General features: G+C 63.3%; 16 protein-coding genes. 7 read left to right on the top strand and 9 right to left on the bottom strand.

Annotation, left to right across the window (positions count from 1 at the left end; genetic code table 11):
- Window positions 1–406: 406 nt before the first annotated feature.
- Complete coding sequence (locus JQ574_RS34425) at window positions 407–1,114, bottom strand: TetR/AcrR family transcriptional regulator (protein WP_212215151.1); 708 nt, start codon at window positions 1,112–1,114, stop codon at window positions 407–409.
- Window positions 1,115–1,337: 223 nt separating this feature from the next.
- Window positions 1,338–2,192, bottom strand: coding sequence for a VOC family protein (locus JQ574_RS34420; protein ID WP_212215150.1), 855 nt, complete (start codon window positions 2,190–2,192; stop codon window positions 1,338–1,340).
- A gap of 242 nt (window positions 2,193–2,434) precedes the next feature.
- On the opposite strand from JQ574_RS34420, the gene JQ574_RS34415 reads away from it, so the two are divergent.
- Window positions 2,435–3,328 (top strand): sugar kinase, encoded by an 894-nt coding sequence (locus tag JQ574_RS34415; RefSeq protein WP_212215149.1) that lies wholly within the window; start codon window positions 2,435–2,437, stop codon window positions 3,326–3,328.
- Between the two features lie 21 nt (window positions 3,329–3,349).
- Window positions 3,350–4,258: a ribokinase gene (locus tag JQ574_RS34410; protein WP_212215147.1), complete on the top strand. Its 909-nt coding sequence runs from the start codon at window positions 3,350–3,352 to the stop codon at window positions 4,256–4,258.
- Window positions 4,259–4,302: 44 nt separating this feature from the next.
- Here JQ574_RS34410 and JQ574_RS34405 read toward each other — a convergent pair whose 3' ends face one another.
- Together JQ574_RS34405 and JQ574_RS34400 are read right to left on the bottom strand one after the other, a co-directional pair.
- Window positions 4,303–5,289, bottom strand: coding sequence for a sialic acid TRAP transporter substrate-binding protein SiaP (locus JQ574_RS34405; protein WP_249119795.1), 987 nt, complete (start codon window positions 5,287–5,289; stop codon window positions 4,303–4,305).
- 103 nt (window positions 5,290–5,392) lie between these two features.
- Complete coding sequence (locus JQ574_RS34400) at window positions 5,393–6,643, bottom strand: NAD(P)/FAD-dependent oxidoreductase (protein WP_212215145.1); 1,251 nt, start codon at window positions 6,641–6,643, stop codon at window positions 5,393–5,395.
- 266 nt (window positions 6,644–6,909) lie between these two features.
- Between JQ574_RS34400 and JQ574_RS34395 the strand changes: the two genes are divergently transcribed.
- The gene (locus JQ574_RS34395) at window positions 6,910–7,713 is read left to right on the top strand and encodes an enoyl-CoA hydratase/isomerase family protein (RefSeq protein WP_212215144.1); all 804 of its coding nucleotides are present in this window, start codon (window positions 6,910–6,912) and stop codon (window positions 7,711–7,713) included.
- A 16-nt stretch (window positions 7,714–7,729) separates the two neighbouring features.
- Here JQ574_RS34395 and JQ574_RS34390 read toward each other — a convergent pair whose 3' ends face one another.
- On the bottom strand, window positions 7,730–9,439 hold the full coding sequence (locus JQ574_RS34390; RefSeq protein WP_212215142.1) for an IlvD/Edd family dehydratase: 1,710 nt from the start codon (window positions 9,437–9,439) through the stop codon (window positions 7,730–7,732).
- A 168-nt stretch (window positions 9,440–9,607) separates the two neighbouring features.
- On the opposite strand from JQ574_RS34390, the gene JQ574_RS34385 reads away from it, so the two are divergent.
- Window positions 9,608–10,615, top strand: coding sequence for a Gfo/Idh/MocA family protein (locus tag JQ574_RS34385; RefSeq protein ID WP_212215140.1), 1,008 nt, complete (start codon window positions 9,608–9,610; stop codon window positions 10,613–10,615).
- A complete protein-coding gene (locus JQ574_RS34380; RefSeq protein ID WP_212215138.1) occupies window positions 10,612–11,304 on the top strand; it encodes a GntR family transcriptional regulator in 693 nt (230 codons plus the stop codon). Before JQ574_RS34385 ends, JQ574_RS34380 begins: the two co-directional genes overlap by 4 nt.
- 91 nt (window positions 11,305–11,395) lie before the next feature.
- Here JQ574_RS34380 and JQ574_RS34375 read toward each other — a convergent pair whose 3' ends face one another.
- Window positions 11,396–12,214 carry an NAD(P)-dependent oxidoreductase gene (locus JQ574_RS34375; RefSeq protein ID WP_212215136.1) on the bottom strand — a complete coding sequence of 273 codons (819 nt, stop codon included), beginning with the start codon at window positions 12,212–12,214 and terminating at the stop codon, window positions 11,396–11,398.
- Window positions 12,215–12,308: 94 nt separating this feature from the next.
- On the opposite strand from JQ574_RS34375, the gene JQ574_RS34370 reads away from it, so the two are divergent.
- Window positions 12,309–13,274 carry an SMP-30/gluconolactonase/LRE family protein gene (locus tag JQ574_RS34370; protein ID WP_212215134.1) on the top strand — a complete coding sequence of 322 codons (966 nt, stop codon included), beginning with the start codon at window positions 12,309–12,311 and terminating at the stop codon, window positions 13,272–13,274.
- Between the two features lie 28 nt (window positions 13,275–13,302).
- Here the strand turns inward: JQ574_RS34370 and bla are convergent, their stop codons facing one another.
- The 3 genes from bla to JQ574_RS34355 form a co-directional block, all read right to left on the bottom strand.
- On the bottom strand, window positions 13,303–14,193 hold the full coding sequence (gene bla, locus JQ574_RS34365; RefSeq protein WP_212215132.1) for a subclass B3 metallo-beta-lactamase: 891 nt from the start codon (window positions 14,191–14,193) through the stop codon (window positions 13,303–13,305).
- A 148-nt stretch (window positions 14,194–14,341) separates the two neighbouring features.
- Window positions 14,342–15,772, bottom strand: coding sequence for an aldehyde dehydrogenase family protein (locus JQ574_RS34360; RefSeq protein ID WP_212215130.1), 1,431 nt, complete (start codon window positions 15,770–15,772; stop codon window positions 14,342–14,344).
- 285 nt (window positions 15,773–16,057) lie between these two features.
- A complete protein-coding gene (locus tag JQ574_RS34355) occupies window positions 16,058–18,424 on the bottom strand; it encodes a transketolase (RefSeq protein ID WP_212215128.1) in 2,367 nt (788 codons plus the stop codon).
- A gap of 133 nt (window positions 18,425–18,557) precedes the next feature.
- Between JQ574_RS34355 and JQ574_RS34350 the strand changes: the two genes are divergently transcribed.
- A complete protein-coding gene (locus tag JQ574_RS34350) occupies window positions 18,558–19,019 on the top strand; it encodes an Lrp/AsnC family transcriptional regulator (RefSeq protein WP_192734786.1) in 462 nt (153 codons plus the stop codon).
- Window positions 19,020–19,136: the final 117 nt, after the last annotated feature.

The raw sequence follows: 19,136 nt of genomic DNA, 5'->3' as shown, positions 1-19,136 counted from the left end.
GGAGATCACGGCATAAGCCGTAAAGCCATTGCGCAGGGAAGGCCGGGTGTTCTCCGCTGCCCTGTATGCTCGTGTGCCGCATTTCTTGTGCTAACCGCACACGGGACCGCGGGTGCAGCGCGCACCCGGTCTTCCCTGCGCCCTCTCTATGAAAGGGCGGGAAGTTTCTGGCAAAGCTCGGGCGCAAGGCGTCGCGAGAACGCGAAAGTGCGTTTTGGATGATAGTGCCAACAACAAACACAGCCGTCGTCCCGGGCTTGAACTCAGATGCGCAATTGCGCATCGGGGGACCCATACGCCGCGGCCCATCGGTGAGAGCGCTGACGTTAGATACCTTCCGTTACAATAACAGCCGCGGAGTATGGGTCCCGGCGTTCGCCAGGCGTTCGCCGGGACGACAAAAAGCTCACACCGGCTGATGAGCCGCCGTCCGCACCCCCGCCGGCTTGACCTTGCCGAAATCGGCAGTCGATTTCCCCGTCAGGGCCGCCAGCACCAATGACACCATGTGCGCGAGGCGCTCGTCGCGCGCCTCCTTCTTCAGGAGGTCGCGGCCGAAGATCACGCTGAGCGTCGCGCTGTTCGACAGATAGAAAAAGCAGAGACCGGCGATCGAGATATAGAGCTGGACCGGGTCGACTGCGACGCGGAAGTCGCCGCTTTCGACGCCGCGATTGACCACGGTGCGGATCATCTCGACGAACGGCGAGTGCATCGATTTGACCTTGGTCGAGCGCTTGAGGTGGCGCGCTTTGGCAAGGTTCTCGGTGTTGAGGAGTGCCAAAAACTCCGGATTGCGGATGAAGTAGTTCCAGGTGAAATCGATCAGCCGCTCGATGGCTTCCGGCGGGTCGAGATGTTCGAGATCGAGGCCGCGCTCCTCGGCGCGGATCTGCTCATAGGCGCCTTCGAGCACCTCGAGGTAGAGGTCCTCCTTGTTGCCGATGTGATAATACAGCATGCGCTTGTTGGCGCCGGCATTGGCCGCGATCCGGTCGACGCGCGCACCGGCAAGACCGTGGGCGGCAAATTCCTGCTTGGCGGCCTCGAGAATGCGGATCCGCATGCCCTCGGGGTCGCGCTGCCATTTCAGAACACGTTTTGCCTTGGCCAATTCAATCGCTCGATGAACACATGGATAAGCTGTAGCATGCATGACTAGGTTTGAGAACGTGGCGGATGCCCACCTTCCCTTCTCCCCTTGTGGGAGAAGGTGGCGCGAAGCGCCGGATGAGGGGTTCTCTCCACAAACGAGATTCTGTGCTTGTGGAGAGAACCCCTCACCCGTCGCCGAACTTCGTTCGGCGCCACCCTCTCCCACAAGGGGAGAGGGTAGATCATGCCTTGGCCGCCGCCGGCTGTACCAGCAGCGTCGGCACGCCGCAGGTGCCGTTGCGCACGGTCATTACCCGCGTCCCCGGCTTGCGGCCGGTGCGGACTTCGGAGACGTCGACACCGGCAGCCGTCAGCCGCGCATGGGTGGCGTCGATGTCGGCGACGCGCCAGCACAACCCGCGCAGACGGTCGTGTTGCTCCTGCGTGCCAGCTGCCGGCTTGCCCGGCCGGTGCGTGATCTCGACGATGAGATCGCCGCAGCGGAAGAACATCAGCCGGCCCCAATCCGGATGCGAACGGTCGAGCGCCATGTCGAGCCCGAGCCGCGCGCCATACAGCGCGGCGGCCCGCTCGGGATCCGGCGTCGAGACCACGACATGGTCCATCGCGGTGATCGATGCCGGCCCGGTTCGCACCGACAGCGGACGCTCCTTTGCGAGCTCAAGAAAGAACATGCGGATGCCACGCGTCGCATCGGACGCGGCGCGGGTGCGCTTCCACGACAAGGTTGCCTCCGTGACCGCGTCGCGGCTTTCGACCTCGGCGACCGGCTCCGGCTTCAGGGTCAGCCGGTCGAGCCTGCGGTGCAGTTTCGCGATGTCGTTGGTGCGGAAACAAAGGCTCGCCAGCCCCTCCCCCTGCGCCGCCAGCACGGCGCGAATTCGCGACGCAGCCTCACCGTCGCCATCAGGCGCCATCAATTCCAGCGTCACGTTATCGAGCGTGAACAACACGCGCTCGGCGCCGTCGCCGCTGTTGCGCCAGGCCGGGCTCCGTCCAAACAGCGACTGATAGGCCGCTTCGGCCGCCGATATATCGCCGGTGAGGACGACCACATGATCAAGGCCTGTAATCACGGGAAAAGCCCTCCCCTTTTGTCGCACCGTCCGGAACCCCGGGCAGCCGTCAGCCGTTATGGCCGGCATACTGACGATCCCTCAAGGACGGTCCTAGTCCCCTGACATGCCCTTCTCAAGCCGCAAAGACGGCACGGTTGCGAATAATTTCAGCGAATGCGTCCGACAAGCGGTGTTAATGTAGCGCGCCGGACCGGACCACCCTTCAGCCCAACACTCTGAAGTACAATGACGGAAAACGAATGCAGGCCCTCTTCATCGGACAGACCTATATCGACGTTACCTTCATCACCGACCACATGCCGACCGGCGACGAGAAACACGTAGCTTCGGCCTACGCCGTGTCGTTTGGCGGCAACGCCGTCACGGCGGCGTTCTGCTGCGCCAAGCTCGGAATCGTGCCGGACCTGATCGCGACCGTCGCCAACGACTGGCTCGGCCGCATGTTTCAGGACATGAGCGCGAAGTACGGGATCTCGATCCATCCGCGCAAGGTCAACGCCTCCTCGCTGTCCTTTATCATGCCCAAGGACGGCAAGCGCGCCATCGTGCGTTGCCGCGACGACGAGCATATCCATCCGTTTCCGATCCTCAATCTCAGGGGATGCCGCGCGCTGCACATCGACGGCCATCAGCCCGACGCTGCCATCCACTACGCCAAATTGTGCCGCGAGGCCGGCATCCTGACCTCGCTCGACGGCGGCGGCCTGCGCACCAATACCCATGAGCTGCTGGAATTCATCGACGTCGCCATCGTCGCCGAGCGTCTCTGCGAGCAAATGGACAAGACCCCGGAAGCGATGCTGGATTATCTCAAGAGCCGCGGCTGCCGGGTCGGCGGCGTCACGCTCGGCGAAAAGGGCTTGCTGTGGTACGACGAGACGGGATCGGTCCGCAGCCTGCCCGCGCTGCCGATCCCGCGTGAGCGTGTGATCGACACCAACGGCGCCGGCGACGTCTTCCACGGCGCCTACGTCTATTCCTATCTGAGCAACCCCGCCAAAGGCTGGCATGATCATTTCGAATTTGCGCGCGCCGCCTCGACCTTCAAGATCCAGCGACTCGGCAACGAGGCCGGATTGCCGACACTCCCCGATATCGACGCCGTCAAGCAGGAGTTCGCGGTCGGGGCCTGACCGCGTGGTGTGGGGATGAAAATGGGACGCGTCTTCGTCGGCGGCAGCATCAACATGGATGTGGTGGCGACCGCCGACCGGCATCCGCTTGTCGGCGAGACCGTCGCCGGCAAAGCAGTATTGTATTTCCCCGGCGGCAAGGGCGCCAACCAGGCTGTGGCGGCCGCCAAGCTCGGGGTATCAACCACGCTGATCGGCCGGCTGGGAACGGATGCCTTCGGGCAGCAATTGCGAACATTTCTCGCCGCACAAGGCGTCGATCTCGCCTTCGTCAAGGACACCGCCGGGGCCCATACCGGAACGGCGCTCATCACGATTGCCAATGCCGACAACACCATCGTCGTCGTGCCCGGCGCCAATGCGCTAGTGAGTGCCGAGGATGTCGGCACGCCGATCCTCGCCAAAGGCGACATTGCGGTCAGCCAGTTCGAAATCCCGCTGCCCACGATCATGGCGTTCTTCAATCGCGCCCGCGCTGCCGGTGCGACCACGATCCTCAACCCCGCGCCCGCGACCCGCTTCGGACGCGAACTGCTCGATCTCGTCGACATCCTCGTTCTCAACGAGACCGAGCTCGGTCTGCTCGCCGGCACCGAGCTTCGCGATACCGACGATGACAACAGCTTCATCGAAGCGGTCCGGTTGCTGCCGTCAAACCGTGATCAGATCGTCTGCGTGACACTAGGCAGCCGCGGCGTGCTTGCGATGATCGATGGTCAGCCGTCGGTCATCCCCGGCCGCAAGGTGAAGGCGGTGGACACCACCGGCGCCGGCGATTGCCTTGTCGGCGCGCTCGCAGCGCAGTTGGCGGATGGAAAAGCCATCCGCGACGCCCTCGCTTATGCCAATGCCGCGGCATCGATCTGTGTGCAACGGATGGGCGCAGCGCCCTCGATGCCGACGGCCGCGGAAGTGGCGGCGATCATCTGAGCCATCTCCGTTACGTTCGCGTCGGGGCCATCGAAACGCAGCCCTTACTTCAGCGACTGCAATTCGTCGTATTGCGCCCGCGTCCATCCGGCGCCGGCCGCGGCATCATTGTGCAGCGGAACCGCTGCGTTCCGGAATGCCGCGCGATCCGGCTCGACCACGGTCATGCCGAGCTTCTTGAGCTGTGTCGCCAGAACCCGTTCGGAAGCCTCGATCGCCTCCGTCGCTTTCGCGGCGGCTTCCTGCATCGTATCGGCAAACAGCTTGCGGTCGTCCGGCGTCAGCTTGTTCCAGACGTGACTGCCGATAACTGTCACCATCGATTCCGTGATGTGGCCCGTCAGCACGATGTGGCTCTGCACCTCGTAGAATTTCTTGGCCATGATCGTGGGCAGCGGATTCTCCTGACCGTCGACCAGCCCTTGCCGGAGCGCATTGTAAACGTCGGAGAATGCGATCGGCGTTGCGTTGGCGCCGACGGATCTGGTGAACATCAGGACCAGCGGCGCCGGCGGCACGCGCAGCTTCATGCCCTTCATGTCCTCGGGCTTGCTGATCGGCTTGTTGGCGGTGACATGACGCTGCCCGTAATAGGTCAGCGCGACGATCTTGTGCCGGGTCTTGTCTTCATAGTCCTTCGCAAGGTCGGCAAACAGCTTGCTGGCGCGATAGGCCTTCCAGTGGTCGAAATCACGCAGCATGAACGGCGCGCCGGTGATGCCGAGCGGTTTGTAGGTTGCCGCGACGAAGTTGGTGCCGACATAGACGATATCGACAGTGCCGAGCCCAAGTCCCTCATTGAGCTGGTTCTCGTTGCCGAGCCGGGAAGCCGGAAACACCTCGATATCGAATTTGCCGCCGCTGCGTTTCCTGATCTCGCTCGCCGCCCACAGCGCTTCGGTGTGATAAGGCTCGGTGATCTCGTAGACATGCGCCCATCGCAGCTTGGTCTGGGCCGAGGTCGGGCTGGCCATGACCATGGCTAGGATGATGGCACTGCATAGCATCAGACAGCGTGTCCAGGCGGACATGCTACCCTCCCCGATTGACTCACCGAAGCCTCTGGCGGGCCTGCAGCAGCGTTGCCGAAATGGTCCGCCGATGCAAGTGGACCGGTGGCAAAGTCACTCCGACTTAAGTCAGCGCGCTCTTCAGATCGAAGCTGCTATCAGCTGCCTGCTCCGGCCCGATCGAGCCGTTGGCCGCCAGCAGGCGCCGTCCGAACATGTGATCCCCGGCGCGGTTGACGGATTCGATCCCGACGAGTTGCCCGGACTTGTAGCAGAAGGCGGAGAACGCCCCCTGCCCGCGATCGCCGCGCACCACCACCTGGTCATAGCCCGTCGTCAGGCCCGCGATCTGAAGCTTGTGGGGACCCTGATCGCTCCAGAACCACGGCAGCCCGTCATAGACTTTGGCATCGCCGGTCAGCCGCGCCGCGACACAGCGCGCGTGGTCGGTGGCGTTCTGCACGGATTCGAGTCTCAGCGACCCGCCAAAGCGCGGGCTGGCATAGAGCGCGCAATCGCCGACCGCCGAGATGTCAGGATCGGCCGTCAGCAAATGTTCGTCGACGACGATGCCGGCGGCCACCGGCAGGCCGGCTGCGGCCGCCAATTCGACATTGGGCAGGACACCGACCCCGACCACCACGAGATCGGCAGGCATATGCCGGCCATCGCTGAGGCTGACGCCGGTGACGTTGCTGCCGTGGCTCTCGATGCTCGTGACCTGCACGCCGAGATGAATGCGAATGCCGGCCGCGGTGTGGCTCGACTGGAAGAATTCGGAGATTTCCGCGGTCACCGCGCGCGCCATCACGCGGGTGCCGAGTTCGACCACGTCGACTTCCAGGCCCTTGCCCCGGGCGGTCGCGGCGAATTCCAGTCCGATGAAGCCGGCGCCGATCACGACGACGCGCTGGCCGGATCCGATCCGGTGCCGCAACGCCTCGCTTTCGTCGAGGGTGCGCAAATAGCGCACGCCCTCCAGATTGGCGTTGGGGATGTCGAGCAGGCGATTGCGCGCGCCGGTCGCCAGCACCAGATGGCCGTAGTCGAGGAAGGAACCGGAGCCGAGCAACAGTTTATGCGCCCTGCGGTCGATCGACACCGCACGGTCGGAAATCAGGTCGATCTTCTGGTCGGAGAAGAATTTTCCCGGCCGGAACATCAGGCTGTCAGGCCCGCTGGTTCCCTTCAGATAGGCCTTGGACAAAGGCGGCCGCTGGTATGGCAGATGGCCTTCATCGTTCAGAAGCGCGATACGCTCGGCAAAGCCGTGCTGGCGCAGCGAGGCCGCAACCTGAAAGCCGGCATGGCCGGCGCCAACGATGACCACAGGCCCTTGCACGACAGGTCCTTGCAAAACCGGTCCTTGCGTCATCGGGACAACCCAATTGCAGGCGCACAGGAATTACCCATGTCGTCTCCTCTCACTGCTGATGTTGGCTTTCGCCTCGTGAGAGCGGCGCTCGTGTCCGCGTCCCGAACGGTGGGCACCCCCATTAAGCCCAAAGCTTTCGGATCGCGCAAGGGCGTCCCTCAGCTGGAACAGCCTCAGGCCCACGCCCACCAATCCGGCCCGGGATTGTCACCCCCGGCCTTCTGTTATTTAAATGCAAGGCAACCGTCCGATCGGAGGTAATTTCGATGTCGACGCAAGATCATACCACTCCCTCTTCCGACGAGCCGGCACGGCTCACGATCGAAGGTCCGATCGCGACCATCACCCTCAACCGCCCCGCGGCGTTCAACTCCATCAACCTGTCGATCGCCCAAAAATTGGAGCAGCTCGGCGCCGAGGTCGAGGCCAATAACGCCATCAGGGTGTTGGTGATCCAGGGCGAAGGCCGCGCCTTCAGTGCCGGCGGCGATCTGCAGACCATCGGTGCTGCGGCAGCCGCCGACACCATTGCGCCGGTGGTCGGCGAACTCTTGAAGCACTATCACGCCTTCATCGAAACCATCCGGCGGATGCCGAAGATCGTGCTGTCGAGCGTTCACGGCTCGGCGGCCGGGGCGGGCATGGGCCTCGCCTTCGTGACTGATCTTTGCATCGCCGCTGAAGACGCCCGCTTCACGCCGGCTTACGCCAAGATCGGCGTGTCGCCGGACGGCGGGAGCACCGTCGGCATGGTCGGCACCGTCGGCACCCGCCGCGCGCTGCAGCTATTCCTCGCCGAAGACAGTTTTTCGGCGCAGCAGGCCTACGATTGGGGCTTGGTCGCCCGGGTGGTTCCCGCGGCCGAGCTGAAGGCGGCGACGCAAAAATTCGCCGAGCGATTGGCGCAGAACCCGCCGGCGGCGATCAGCGGCACCAAATCACTGGTCTACCAGGCCGCGGTGACGCCGGTCAGGCAGCAGCTCGATGCCGAGGAAGAGAAGATCATCGACGCGATGCACACCGACGATTTCCGTGTTGCGGTGAAGAAGTTCACCAGCAAGGGGAAGTAGAGGCGCCGAACGAATCCTAGCCCTTGCCCTCGCCGCGCATGAAATCGAAATCGCAGCCTTCGTCGGCCTGCAGGATGGTCTCGTTGAACAGATGCGCGTAGCCGCGCCTGGCCCAATCGGGCGTCGTCGGCGGCGCCAGCGCGGCGCGGCGTTTTTCGAGCTCGGCATCGTCGACCAAGAGATCGATGCTTCGTTTGGCGACGTCGAGCCGGATCATGTCGCCGTTCCTCACCAGCGCCAGCGGACCGCCGACGGCGGATTCCGGCGTGATGTGCAGCACGATGGTGCCGAACGCCGTCCCGCTCATGCGCGCGTCGGAAATCCGGACCATGTCCTTGACGCCCGCACGGCCGAGCTTCTTTGGAATCGGCAGATAGCCCGCTTCCGGCATGCCCGGTGCGCCCTTCGGTCCGGCATTGCGCAGCACCAGCACGTCGTCGGCGTTGACGTCGAGCGCGGGATCGTCGACCCGCAGCGTCATGTCTTCAACGGACTCGAACACGACCGCACGGCCGGTATGTTGCAAGAGCTTGGGGCTCGCCGCCGAATGCTTGATTACGGCGCCGCGCGGCGCAAGGTTGCCGTGCAACACCGCCATCGCGCCTTCCGGCTTGATCGGATGGCTGCGGGGACGGATCGCGTCCTGCCCCGGCACTTCCTCGGCGTTGGCCACGACATCGCGCAGCGTCGCGCCGGTAATGGTTTTGGCATCGAGATCGATGAGGTCGCCGAGCTGCGCCATCAGCTTCGGCAGGCCGCCGGCATGATGGAAGTGCTCCATGTAATGCTCACCCGACGGCTTCAGGTCGATCAGGACAGGCACTTCGCGGCCGAGCTTGTCGAAGCCTTCGAGATCGATCCGATGCTTGGTGCGGTTGGCGATCGCGGTCAGATGGATGAGGCCATTGGTCGAGCCACCGATCGCCTGCAGCACCACTTGCGCATTCCGGAACGACGACGCGGTCAGAAACTCGCTCGGACGCGGCCCCTTTGCCTTGGCCAACGCGGCGGCGACCTTGCCGCTCGCTTCCGCGGAACGGAAGCGTTCGGCGTGCGGCGCCGGAATCGTCGCGCTCATCGGCAGCGACAGGCCCAGCGCTTCGGTGATGCACGCCATTGTGGACGCCGTGCCCATCACCATGCAGGTGCCAACCGATGGCGCGAGGCGGCCGTTGACGGCTTCGATCTCGACATCGTCGATTTCACCGGCGCGGTATTTTCCCCACAGCCGCCGGCAATCCGTGCAGGCGCCCAGCACTTCGCCCTTGTGATGCCCGACCACCATGGGTCCCACGGGAATGACGACGGTCGGCAGATCCGCACTGACCGCGGCCATGATTTGCGCCGGCAGGGTCTTGTCGCAACCGCCGATCACGACAATGGCGTCCATCGGCTGGGCGCGGATCATCTCCTCGGTATCCATCGCCATCAGGTTGCGGAGATACATCGAGGTCGGATGCGAAAAACTTTCGGCGATCGAGATGGTCGGGAACACCATCGGCATCGCGCCGGTCAGCATCACGCCGCGCTTCACCGCCTCGATGATCTGCGGCACGTTGCCGTGGCAGGGATTGTAGTCGCTGTAGGTGTTGGTGATGCCGACGATCGGGCGGTTGAGCGCATCGTCGGAATACCCCATCGCCTTGATGAAGGCCTTGCGCAGGAACAGCGAGAAGCCAGCATCGCCATAACTTGCCAGTCCCTTGCGAAGTCCATCATCAGCCATCTTGTTCTTCCCTATCGCTGCAGGCTCGCACTAAAGGAGTCCGCGTTATTATTGTCAATATTTGATATTCGGCGCCGAAAGCTGCGCTATTCGCCACCAATCATGCGCTATTATTGACAATAATATCCATGCGTGCTGACTTCCAGCGATGATCGGAAGCGAGCATCCATGAACAAGCCGTTCCGCATTGGCCTTATCGGCGCCGGCATGGTGAGCCGCCACCATCTGATCGCTTGGGCCGGTATAGCAGATCAGGCGCGCGTTGTGGCGGTCGCCGACCCCTCGGCCGACAACGCCGCACGCCGTGCAACCGAATTCGAGATACCCAAGATCTACGCCAGCGCCGAAGCGATGCTGGCGGAGACCGATGTTGACGCCATCGACATCGCGGCGCCACGCGAGATGCACGCGCCGCTGGTCCGGCTCGCGGCAGCCAAGCACCTGCCGGTGCTGTGCCAGAAGCCGCTGGCGCCGAACCTGCAGCAAGCGACCGACCTCGCTGCCGAGGTCCGCGACCTGACGCGGCTGATGGTGCACGAGAACTGGCGCTTTCGCGGATATTATCGCGACGCCGCGGCCTGGCTGCGCGAGGGCCGCATCGGCAACGTCAAGCAGGCGCAGCTCACGCTGCTGACGTCGGGCGTACTGCCGGGACCGGACGGGCTGTGCCCGGCGCTTGAGCGGCAACCCTTCATGCGCCGCGAAAAGCGCATGCTGGTCGCGGAAGTCCTGATCCATCACCTCGACACGTTGCGGATGCTGCTCGGGCCGCTGCGCGTGACGGCGGCTGCGCTTTCGCGCTCGAGCGAGCAACTCGTCGGCGAAGACGGCGCGGTGATCCAGCTCCAGGCTGGCAACGGCGCCGGCGTCACGGTGTTTGCGAGCTTTGCCGCGCACGGGCATCCGGCCACCCAGATCGACCGGCTGGAAATTCTCGGCGACAAGGGCGCCATCAAGCTCGACGGGCCGCAGCTCATCTGCTCGGGTGCTTCGCCCCAAGAAAGGGTCTACGATCTCGCCACCGAATATCAGGGGTCTTACAACCGGACGATTGCGCACTTCGTACAATCATTACGTGACAACACGCCGTTCGAGACCGCGCCGCAGGATAATCTCGAGACGTTGCGGCTGGTCGAGGATTGCTATCGGCTGTCAGGCTGGGAGGCTTTGCAATGAAGCCACAGGAAGCATTGACCGAAATTTCCGCGCTGACGCGAGAGGAAGAGCAGGCGGAAGTGATCCGTCGGCTGGAAGAGGACATCATCTTCGGCCGCTTCGCGCCGGGTTCGCGGCTGGTCGAAGACACGCTGATGACGCGCTACCGCGCCAGCCGGCATTTCGTGCGCCAGGGCCTGTTTCAGCTCGAGCGCCAGGGCATCGTGCTGCGCGAGAAGAATATCGGCGCGACCGTGCGGTTCTATTCGGCCGAGGAAGTGCGGCAGATCTACGAGGTCCGGGAAATGCTGACGCGGCAGGCAGCATTGATGATCACGCTGCCCGCACCCGCAAGCCTGATCGAGCAGCTGAGCGAGTTGCAGCGGCAATATTGCGCCAGGGCCGACGCCCAGGACCTGCGCGGCATTCACGAAGCCAACGACGCCTTTCACGTCGCGCTGTTTTCCGCCTGCGGCAATCCCTATCTGGTGCGCTCGCTGCAGGACTACATGAACCTGACGCTGCCGATGCGTGCCAAGAATCTGGCCGACAGAGAGGGGCTGGCGCTGTCACGGCGCCAGCACGAATTCATGATCGAACTGCTGAAAGGCCGCGACAACTGGGCGCTGGCGCAGCTCTGCGTCGATCACATGCAGTTCAGCAAGTCGGATTATCTCGACCGCATCGCGGGGGATGAGGGCGAAAACTAACGGCCGTCATTCCGGGGCGCGCGAAGCGCGACCCCGGAATCTCGAGATTCCGGGTCTGGTCCTTCGGACCATCCCGGAATGACCATCGAGGCTATTTCCAATCCACGATCCTGCTTTTGTCGCCATCGAACTCCATGCCGCAGAACGTGCCGCCCTGGTAGAAATCGCTGACCAGATCGGGCTTAAGCTTGGCCTGCTCGGTCATCGCATGCTCGCGATGGTCTTCGCCGCGGCCGGTCGGGCGATAGCCGAGCTCGTAGGCGCGATGATTATCCCACCACGCGCGCTCGTTGTAGGACGCGCCGTAGAAGATCTCGAAATGAATGTCGGGGTGATCGAGCCCGATCCGGCAAAGCTGCACCAGATCCTCCGGCTTCAGCCAGATCGCGAGCCGGCGGTGATCCAGCGGCTTTTCGCCGAAATTGCCGATGCGCAGGCAGGTCACCCCAAGCCCATGCTTGTCGGCATAGAGCGAGCCAACCGCTTCTCCAAAAACCTTGCTGACGCCGTAACGGCTGTCGGGACGCGCGGTGACGTCGGTGCCGATCCGGTGGTGGCGGGGGTAGAAGCCGACCGCGTGATTGGATGAAGCGAACACCACGCGCTTGACGCCCTTCTTGCGCGCCGCCTCGAACAGATTGTAGCAGCCGATAATGTTGGATTGCAGGATCTGTTCCCACGGGCCTTCGACCGAATAGCCGCCGAAATGCAGGATGCCGTCGACGCCCTCGCAGATCGCCTCGACCTGTGTGGGATCGGCAAGATCGGCCGCCTTGAATTTCTCATTGGCACCGAGATCCGCGGGCGTTGTCAGGTCGCTCAGCAGCAGATCCGGATAAATCGGCGGCAACAGTTTGCGCAGGCTGGTGCCGATTCCACCGGCAGCGCCGGTCATCAATATGCGTGGCATTTCTTTCCTCTTTCTTACGAGCGATTTGCGGTCGCTGGCCGACAATGATAGCAAAACATTCTGCGAGGAAACGCAACAGCAACGAGAACAACAAATGTCCGAGGCAACACCCCGCGCCGGCTGGCAGCCGGCGAGCTATTATCCCGATCCGGCGATCCACGCGCTCGATCCGAGGTTTGAGAAATACTGGCTCAAGCTTTCGGCGGTGGAACGTCTGGCAACCGGCATGCGCTGGGCCGAGGGACCGGTGTGGTTTGGCGACGGGCGCTATCTGTTGTGCAGTGACATTCCCAACAACCGCATCATCAAATGGGAAGAGGAGACCGGCGCGGTCAGCCACTACCGCAAGCCGTCGAATTTCGCCAACGGCCACACCCGCGACCGCCAGGGCCGCCTGATCAGCTGCGAGCATGGCGGCCGCCGTGTCGTCAGAACCGAATATGACGGATCGATCACGGTGCTGATCGATTCCTTTGGCGGCAAGCGGCTGAATTCGCCGAACGACGTCGTGGTGAAATCGGACGGCTCGATCTGGTTCACCGATCCGATCTTCGGCCTGCTCGGCAATTACGAGGGCTACAAGGCCGAGCCCGAACTCGACATGAATGTCTACCGGATCGATGGCGGAAGCGGAAAGGCCACCATCGTCGCCGAAGGCATTCTGGGACCGAACGGACTTTGCTTTTCGCCGGATGAGAAGATTCTCTACGTTATCGAATCCCGGGGCGTGCCGACCCGCAAGATCCTCGCCTACGACGTCTCGCCCGGCGGCGACACGCTTTCCGACAAGCGCGTGTTCGTCGATGCCGGCCCCGGCACGCCCGACGGCATGCGTTCCGACACCGACGGCAATCTGTGGTGCGGCTGGGGCATGGGCGATCCCGAACTCGACGGCGTTGTCGTGTTCGCGCCCGACGGCGTGATGATCGGTCGTATCGCCCTGCCCGAACGCTGCGCCAATCTCTGTTTCGGCGGCTTGAAGCGCAACCGGCTGTTCATGGCCGCGAGCCAGTCGATCTACGCGCTGTATGTGAACACGCAAGGCGCGCTCGGGGGATAGTCTACGCCATCCCCTCGCCGCGCCGGATTCAACCCTTCTTTTCCTGCGCAGCGGCGGTCTGCTTGGCCAGTCCCTCCTCGAACGCCTTTTCCAGCGTCGCGGCATAGGCGTTGAATTCACCGGGATTGACGAACGGATTGGGCGCGCCATCGCTGAGTTTGGCGCGCTTCTCCTGCATCTTGTACATTTCCGGATGCGGCGCGAGCAGCACATCCACCTTTATGTCCTTGGCCCGCGCGAACGTCTTGCGGTAATCGGCGACGATCCCGGGATACGTCGGGTTGGTCACGAGGCGGTTCAGCGCCACGGTGCCGCTGCAGAAGATCAGCACCGAGCGCGTCGCGTCGCCGTCCTTCACCGAAAATTCCCAGCTGGTGCAGCCCGGCGAATGGCCCGGCGTTTCGCGTGCGGTGATCTTCACATCGCCCAGTGTGACCGTGTCGCCCTCGCGCACGGTGCGGTCCACCTTGACCGGCGGGAAATTCAGCACCGTTTCCTCCCGCGCCCCCGGATAGTAACCGCCTTCGAGCAGCGGCTTGTCGGCCTCACCGGCGACAAGCTGGGCGCCGCTCGCCGCCTTCATTTCGGCAAGACCCCCTGTGTGATCGATATGGGCGTGGGTGTTCAGCAGATATTTGATGTCGGTGACCTTGAAGCCGAGCTTCTCGATGTTGCCTTTGATCTGCGAGGTCGCCTCCGGCATGACCGTATCGACCAGGATGTGACCTTGCGGCGAGGCGATGAGATAGGATGACAGGCCGTTGGTGCCGACATAATAGACGTTGCCGATCATCTTGAACGGCTCTGTCGGTTCGTTCCATTTCACGAGCAGCGTCGCGAGCAGATCCTTGAGGCTCTGCGCCTGCGCTGCGCCAGTCAACGGAATCAGCGCGACAAGCGCAATGGCCAGTTTCCTCATATCCGATCTCCCTTTTTTGTTTTTTTCTTCGCGTCATTGCGGCCGCGCGTTGATGCAAGCCTCGACCATGCACTCTAACGACAATGCCGGCTGCTTTGGGGCAGCCGGCATTGTTTTGAATAGACCGCGTTAGCAGCGCCGCATCAGCTTACGCGGCGTTGTAGCCGGCGACCGCCTTCGCTTCGAGATATTCTTCCAGGCCGTACTTGCCCCACTCGCGGCCGTTGCCGGACTGCTTGTAGCCGCCGAACGGTGCGGTCCGCTCGTTCGGAACGCCCTGCAGGTTGACGTTGCCGGCGCGGATCTGCTTGCCGACCCGGCGCGCGCTTTCGACGGTGTCACCGGTGACGTAACCGGCCAGACCGTAGGGCGTGTCGTTGGCGATCTTGACCGCTTCGGCTTCATCCTTGGCGCCGAGAATCGTGAGCACCGGCCCGAAGATTTCCTCGCGCGCGATGGTCATGTCGTTGGTGACGTCGGCGAAGATGGTCGGGCGCACGTAGAAGCCCTTGTTGACGCCTTCGGGGAGACCTGGACCACCGGCGACGAGCGTTGCGCCCTCGTCGATGCCCTTCTTGATCAGCGCCTGGATCTTGTCCCACTGAATGCGGGACACCACGGGGCCAATGGTGGTGCCGTCGGCGCGGGGATCACCGGCCTTGGTCTTGTCGGCGACCGCCTTCGCGATAGCGGCGACTTCCTTCATTTTCGACAGCGGCACGATCATCCGCGACGGCGCGTTGCACGATTGTCCGGAGTTGTTGAACATGTGCATGACGCCGCCGGTGACGGCCTTGGTGAGGTCGGCGCCTTCGAGGATCACGTTCGGCGACTTGCCGCCGAGCTCCTGGCTGACACGCTTCACGGTCGGCGCGGCGCGCTTGGCGACATCGACGCCGGCGCGGGTCGAGCCGGTGAACGAGATCATGTCGATATCCGGATGCTCGCTCATTGCGGCGCCAACCTCCGGGCCGAGGCCGTTGACGAGGTTGAATACGCCCTTCGGCACGCCGGCTTCATGGAGGATCTCGGCGAAGATCAGCGCCGAGGTCGGCGTGAATTCCGACGGCTTCAGGATCATGGTGCAGCCGGCGGCAAGCGCGGGCGCGACCTTGCAGGCGATCTGGTTCAGCGGCCAGTTCCACGGTGTGATCATGCCGATGACGCCGACGGGCTCACGCAGCACCGTGGCGGTGCCGATGTTTTCCTCGAAATGATAGTTCTTCAGCACTTCCAGGGTGGAAGCGATGTGGCCGAGGCCGGCGCCGGCCTGCAGCCGCTCTGCCATCGGCAGCGGCGCGCCCATTTCGTCGGATACGGCAGCACCGATATCCTTCATGCGGGTCTTGTAGATTTCGATGATCTTCTCCAGCAGCGCGACACGCTCCTCGCGGCTGGTCTGCGAGTAGGTCACGAAGGCGCGCTTGGCGGCCGCGACGGCCTTGTCGAGATCGGCCTTCGAGCCGAGCGCAACCTCATACATCGCCTCTTCGGTCGCCGGATTGACGACGGGCGTGGACTTCTTGACGGCGGGATCGACCCAGGCGCCGTCGATGTAGAATTGCATACGGTTGACCATCGGAAACCTCGTTATTTCACAGGGCGGAAGGATTAAGGGAACGGGGGCGTTCGGCAGGCATCCTTGCACGAAAACCCCGGCAATTGAACCCGCCATATGCGGGATGCCGCGTTGCGGCGGGCACCGGATATAAGGTCAGTGGTGTGGCGGTGGCAAGACGGTAACCGTCGCCCCGGCGAAGGCCGGGGCCCATACGCCGTGAACTCTCATTTGGCACTTTGGCCGACACCCTTTAACACAACGACTGCCGCGGAGTATGGGCCCCGGCCTTCGCCGGGGCGACGACTACACCGCCATCTTCCTGTGCCGCACCGGGGCCCCGACGGTGAGGCTTTCCGCCGCATCGATGATGGAATTGGCGTCCATGCCGTGGTGGCGGTAGAGGTCGGCAATGGTGCCGGTCTGGCCGAACTGCTCGACGCCCAGCGCTTCCACTCGGTGGCCGCGCACGCTGCCGAGCCAGCCGAGTGCGGCCGGGTGCCCGTCGATCACGCTGACGATGCCGCAGTCGCGCGGCAGCGGCGCCAGCATTTGCTCGATATGGCTGAGATGCGCCACGCCGCGGCGGTCGCGGCGCAGCTTTCGCGCGGCGGTCCAGCCCGCATGCAGGCGGTCCGCCGACGTCACCGCCAATAGTCCGACATCCCGGTGGCTCTCCCCGATGAAGCCGACCGCCTCGATCGCCTCGGGCGCGACCGCGCCGGTGTAGGCGATCACGACGTCGCAATTCGCACCCGGCTTGCGCAGCCAATAGGCGCCGTCGGTGATCTCGCGCTGCAGGTCCGGCGTCATGATCCGCTGCGGCTGGTCGATCGTCCGGGTCGACAGCCGCAGATAGACCGATCCACCCTCACCCGGTTCGCGCTGCATGTGCTGAAACCCCCAGCCCATGATCACGGAGAGTTCATCGACAAAGGCCGGCTCGAATGAGGCCAGGCCGTCCTGTGCGATGCCGATCAGGGGTGTTGCGATCGACTGGTGCGCGCCGCCCTCCGGCGCCAGCGTAATGCCCGACGGCGTCGCCGCCACCATGAAGCGCGCGTCCTGGTAGCAGGCGTAATTCATCGCATCGAGGCCGCGCTGGATGAAGGGATCGTACAGCGTGCCGATCGGCAGCAGCCGCTCGCCGTTGATCTGATGCGACAGACCCAGCGCCGAAAGCATGATGAACAGGTTCATCTCGGCGATGCCGAGCTCGAGGTGCTGTCCCTTCGGCGAAAAATCCCAGTTGAAGGTCGAGGGAATTTTCTCCTGCCGGAACAGATCGTGGTTTTCCGCCTTCGCAAACAGCCCGCGTCGGTTGACCCAGGCGCCGAGATTGGTCGACACCGTCACGTCAGGCGACGTGGTGACGATGCGCGAAGCCAGTTCGGTGTCGCCGCGCGCCAGTTCGTTGAGCACGAGGCCAAAGCCCTGCTGGGTCGACATCTGCGCCGCCGGCTTGAAGGCGAGCCGCTCGGGCACGTCGATCACGGGCGCGGTCAGGCGCCGGCGGCCCTCGGCGTTGAACGGCGCTTCGGTGAGGAACGCTTCGAGATCAGCCGGGTCCTGGGACAACCCTTCGAACTTTTCCCATTCATGACCGGGACGGATGTTCTGCGCCGCACGCCATTTTTCCATCTGCGCGACCGTCATCAGGCCCGCATGGTTGTCCTTGTGGCCCTGCATCGGCAGCCCGACGCCCTTGATGGTGTAGGCGATGAAGCAGACCGGCCGATCATGGTCGATCGCTTCGAACGCATCGATCATACTGGTCATGTCGTGTCCGCCGAGATTGGACATCAGCGCCAGCAGTTCCTCGTCGCTGCGCCGGTCGATCAGTTGCGTCACCTGTCCCTGATCGCCGATGTCATCCTGCAGATGTTTTCGGAACGCGGCACCGCCCTGGAAGCACAGCGCGGCATACATCTGGTTCGGGCAATTATCGATCCAGCGCCGCAGCGCCTCGCCGCCGGGTTCGGCGAACGCAGCCTGCATCAGCGTGCCGTATTTCACGATCCTGACGTCCCAGCCGAAATTGCGGAACATCGATTCGAATTTTTCCCAGAGCCCTTCGCGCACCACGGCGTCCAGGCTCTGGCGGTTATAGTCGACGACCCACCAGGTGTTGCGCAGCCCGTGCTTCCAGCCCTCGAGCAGCGCCTCGAAGATATTGCCCTCATCCATTTCGGCGTCGCCGACCAGCGCGATCATGCGCCCCTCGGGACGATCTTTCATCCAGCCATGCGACTTGACGTAATCCTGCACCAGCGAGGAGAACAGGGTTTGCGCCACGCCGAGCCCAACTGACCCCGTCGAGAAATCGACGTCGTCGGCATCCTTGGTGCGCGACGGATAGGATTGCGCGCCCTTGAAGCCGCGGAAATTTTCCAGCTTCTCGCGCGTCTGATGCCCGAACAGATACTGGATGGCGTGAAACACCGGGCTCGCATGCGGCTTCACCGCGACGCGGTCCTGCGGCCGCAGCACCGAGAAATACAGCGCCGACATGATGTTGGCGAGCGAGGCCGAGGAGGCCTGATGGCCGCCGACCTTCAGGCCGTCGGCATTGGGCCTGATGTGATTGGCGTGGTGGATGGTCCACGACGACAGCCAGAGCACTTTTCGCGACAGCGCGGACAACAGTTCCAGGCGTGCGGGCTCGATGGGCATGGCGTTGCTCCGTAAGGATTCTAGCCAAATTTTACCGGGACTGGCCTCCCCAGAAATCTCAATTTCCCGCGACATACCGTCTCAAATTGGGATAAAACACCAATCCGAACCCCATTATCCAGAGTTCATTCCAATGCACGCCCTCGACGCCATCGACCGCAAGATCCTCAGCCTGCTGCAATCCGACAGCCGCATGACCATGCAGGAGCTCTCCGAGAAGGTCGGGCTCTCGGTGTCGCCCTGCCATCGCCGGGTGAAATTGCTCGAAGAGCGCGGCGTCATCACCCGCTATATCGCCACCGTCGACCAGAAATCGCTCGGCCTGCATGTCAGCGTCTTCATCTCGATCAAGCTCGCGCGACAGAAAGAGGAGGACCTCAACCGGTTTGCCAAGGCGATCTCGAAATGGGACGAGGTGCTGGAATGCTATCTGATGACGGGCAATCGCGATTACCTGCTGCGCGTCGTCGCCGCCGATCTGTCGTCCTATGAGGCGTTTTTGAAAAACAAGCTGACGCGGCTGGATGGGATTGCGTCGATCGAGTCGAGTTTTGCGCTGAGCCAGGTGAAGTACTCGATCGCGCTGCCGGTGTGAGGGATGAGTTATCTCTCGTCGTCCCGGCGAAGGCCCTAGAGCATGCACACATCTGATGTCGGGGATTCCCGAATCGGCATTTTGTGTGATTCATATTGTGACACTTCGGCTTTGGCA

Source organism: Bradyrhizobium sp. AUGA SZCCT0158, assembly GCF_018130065.1.
Lineage (GTDB): Bacteria > Pseudomonadota > Alphaproteobacteria > Rhizobiales > Xanthobacteraceae > Bradyrhizobium.
The sequence above is the reverse complement of the archived record's forward strand: the minus strand, read 5'-3'. Positions and strand labels throughout refer to the sequence as shown.

Coding starts and splice junctions, on each gene's coding strand:
- JQ574_RS34415 (WP_212215149.1), top strand. CDS start 2,435: ATGCAGGCCCTCTTCATCGGACAGACCTATATCGACGTTACCTTCATC.
- JQ574_RS34410 (WP_212215147.1), top strand. CDS start 3,350: ATGGGACGCGTCTTCGTCGGCGGCAGCATCAACATGGATGTGGTGGCG.
- JQ574_RS34405 (WP_249119795.1), bottom strand. CDS start 5,289: ATGTCCGCCTGGACACGCTGTCTGATGCTATGCAGTGCCATCATCCTA.
- JQ574_RS34400 (WP_212215145.1), bottom strand. CDS start 6,643: ATGACGCAAGGACCGGTTTTGCAAGGACCTGTCGTGCAAGGGCCTGTG.
- JQ574_RS34395 (WP_212215144.1), top strand. CDS start 6,910: ATGTCGACGCAAGATCATACCACTCCCTCTTCCGACGAGCCGGCACGG.
- JQ574_RS34390 (WP_212215142.1), bottom strand. CDS start 9,439: ATGGCTGATGATGGACTTCGCAAGGGACTGGCAAGTTATGGCGATGCT.
- JQ574_RS34385 (WP_212215140.1), top strand. CDS start 9,608: ATGAACAAGCCGTTCCGCATTGGCCTTATCGGCGCCGGCATGGTGAGC.
- JQ574_RS34380 (WP_212215138.1), top strand. CDS start 10,612: ATGAAGCCACAGGAAGCATTGACCGAAATTTCCGCGCTGACGCGAGAG.
- JQ574_RS34375 (WP_212215136.1), bottom strand. CDS start 12,214: ATGCCACGCATATTGATGACCGGCGCTGCCGGTGGAATCGGCACCAGC.
- JQ574_RS34370 (WP_212215134.1), top strand. CDS start 12,309: ATGTCCGAGGCAACACCCCGCGCCGGCTGGCAGCCGGCGAGCTATTAT.
- bla (WP_212215132.1), bottom strand. CDS start 14,193: ATGAGGAAACTGGCCATTGCGCTTGTCGCGCTGATTCCGTTGACTGGC.
- JQ574_RS34360 (WP_212215130.1), bottom strand. CDS start 15,772: ATGGTCAACCGTATGCAATTCTACATCGACGGCGCCTGGGTCGATCCC.
- JQ574_RS34355 (WP_212215128.1), bottom strand. CDS start 18,424: ATGCCCATCGAGCCCGCACGCCTGGAACTGTTGTCCGCGCTGTCGCGA.
- JQ574_RS34350 (WP_192734786.1), top strand. CDS start 18,558: ATGCACGCCCTCGACGCCATCGACCGCAAGATCCTCAGCCTGCTGCAA.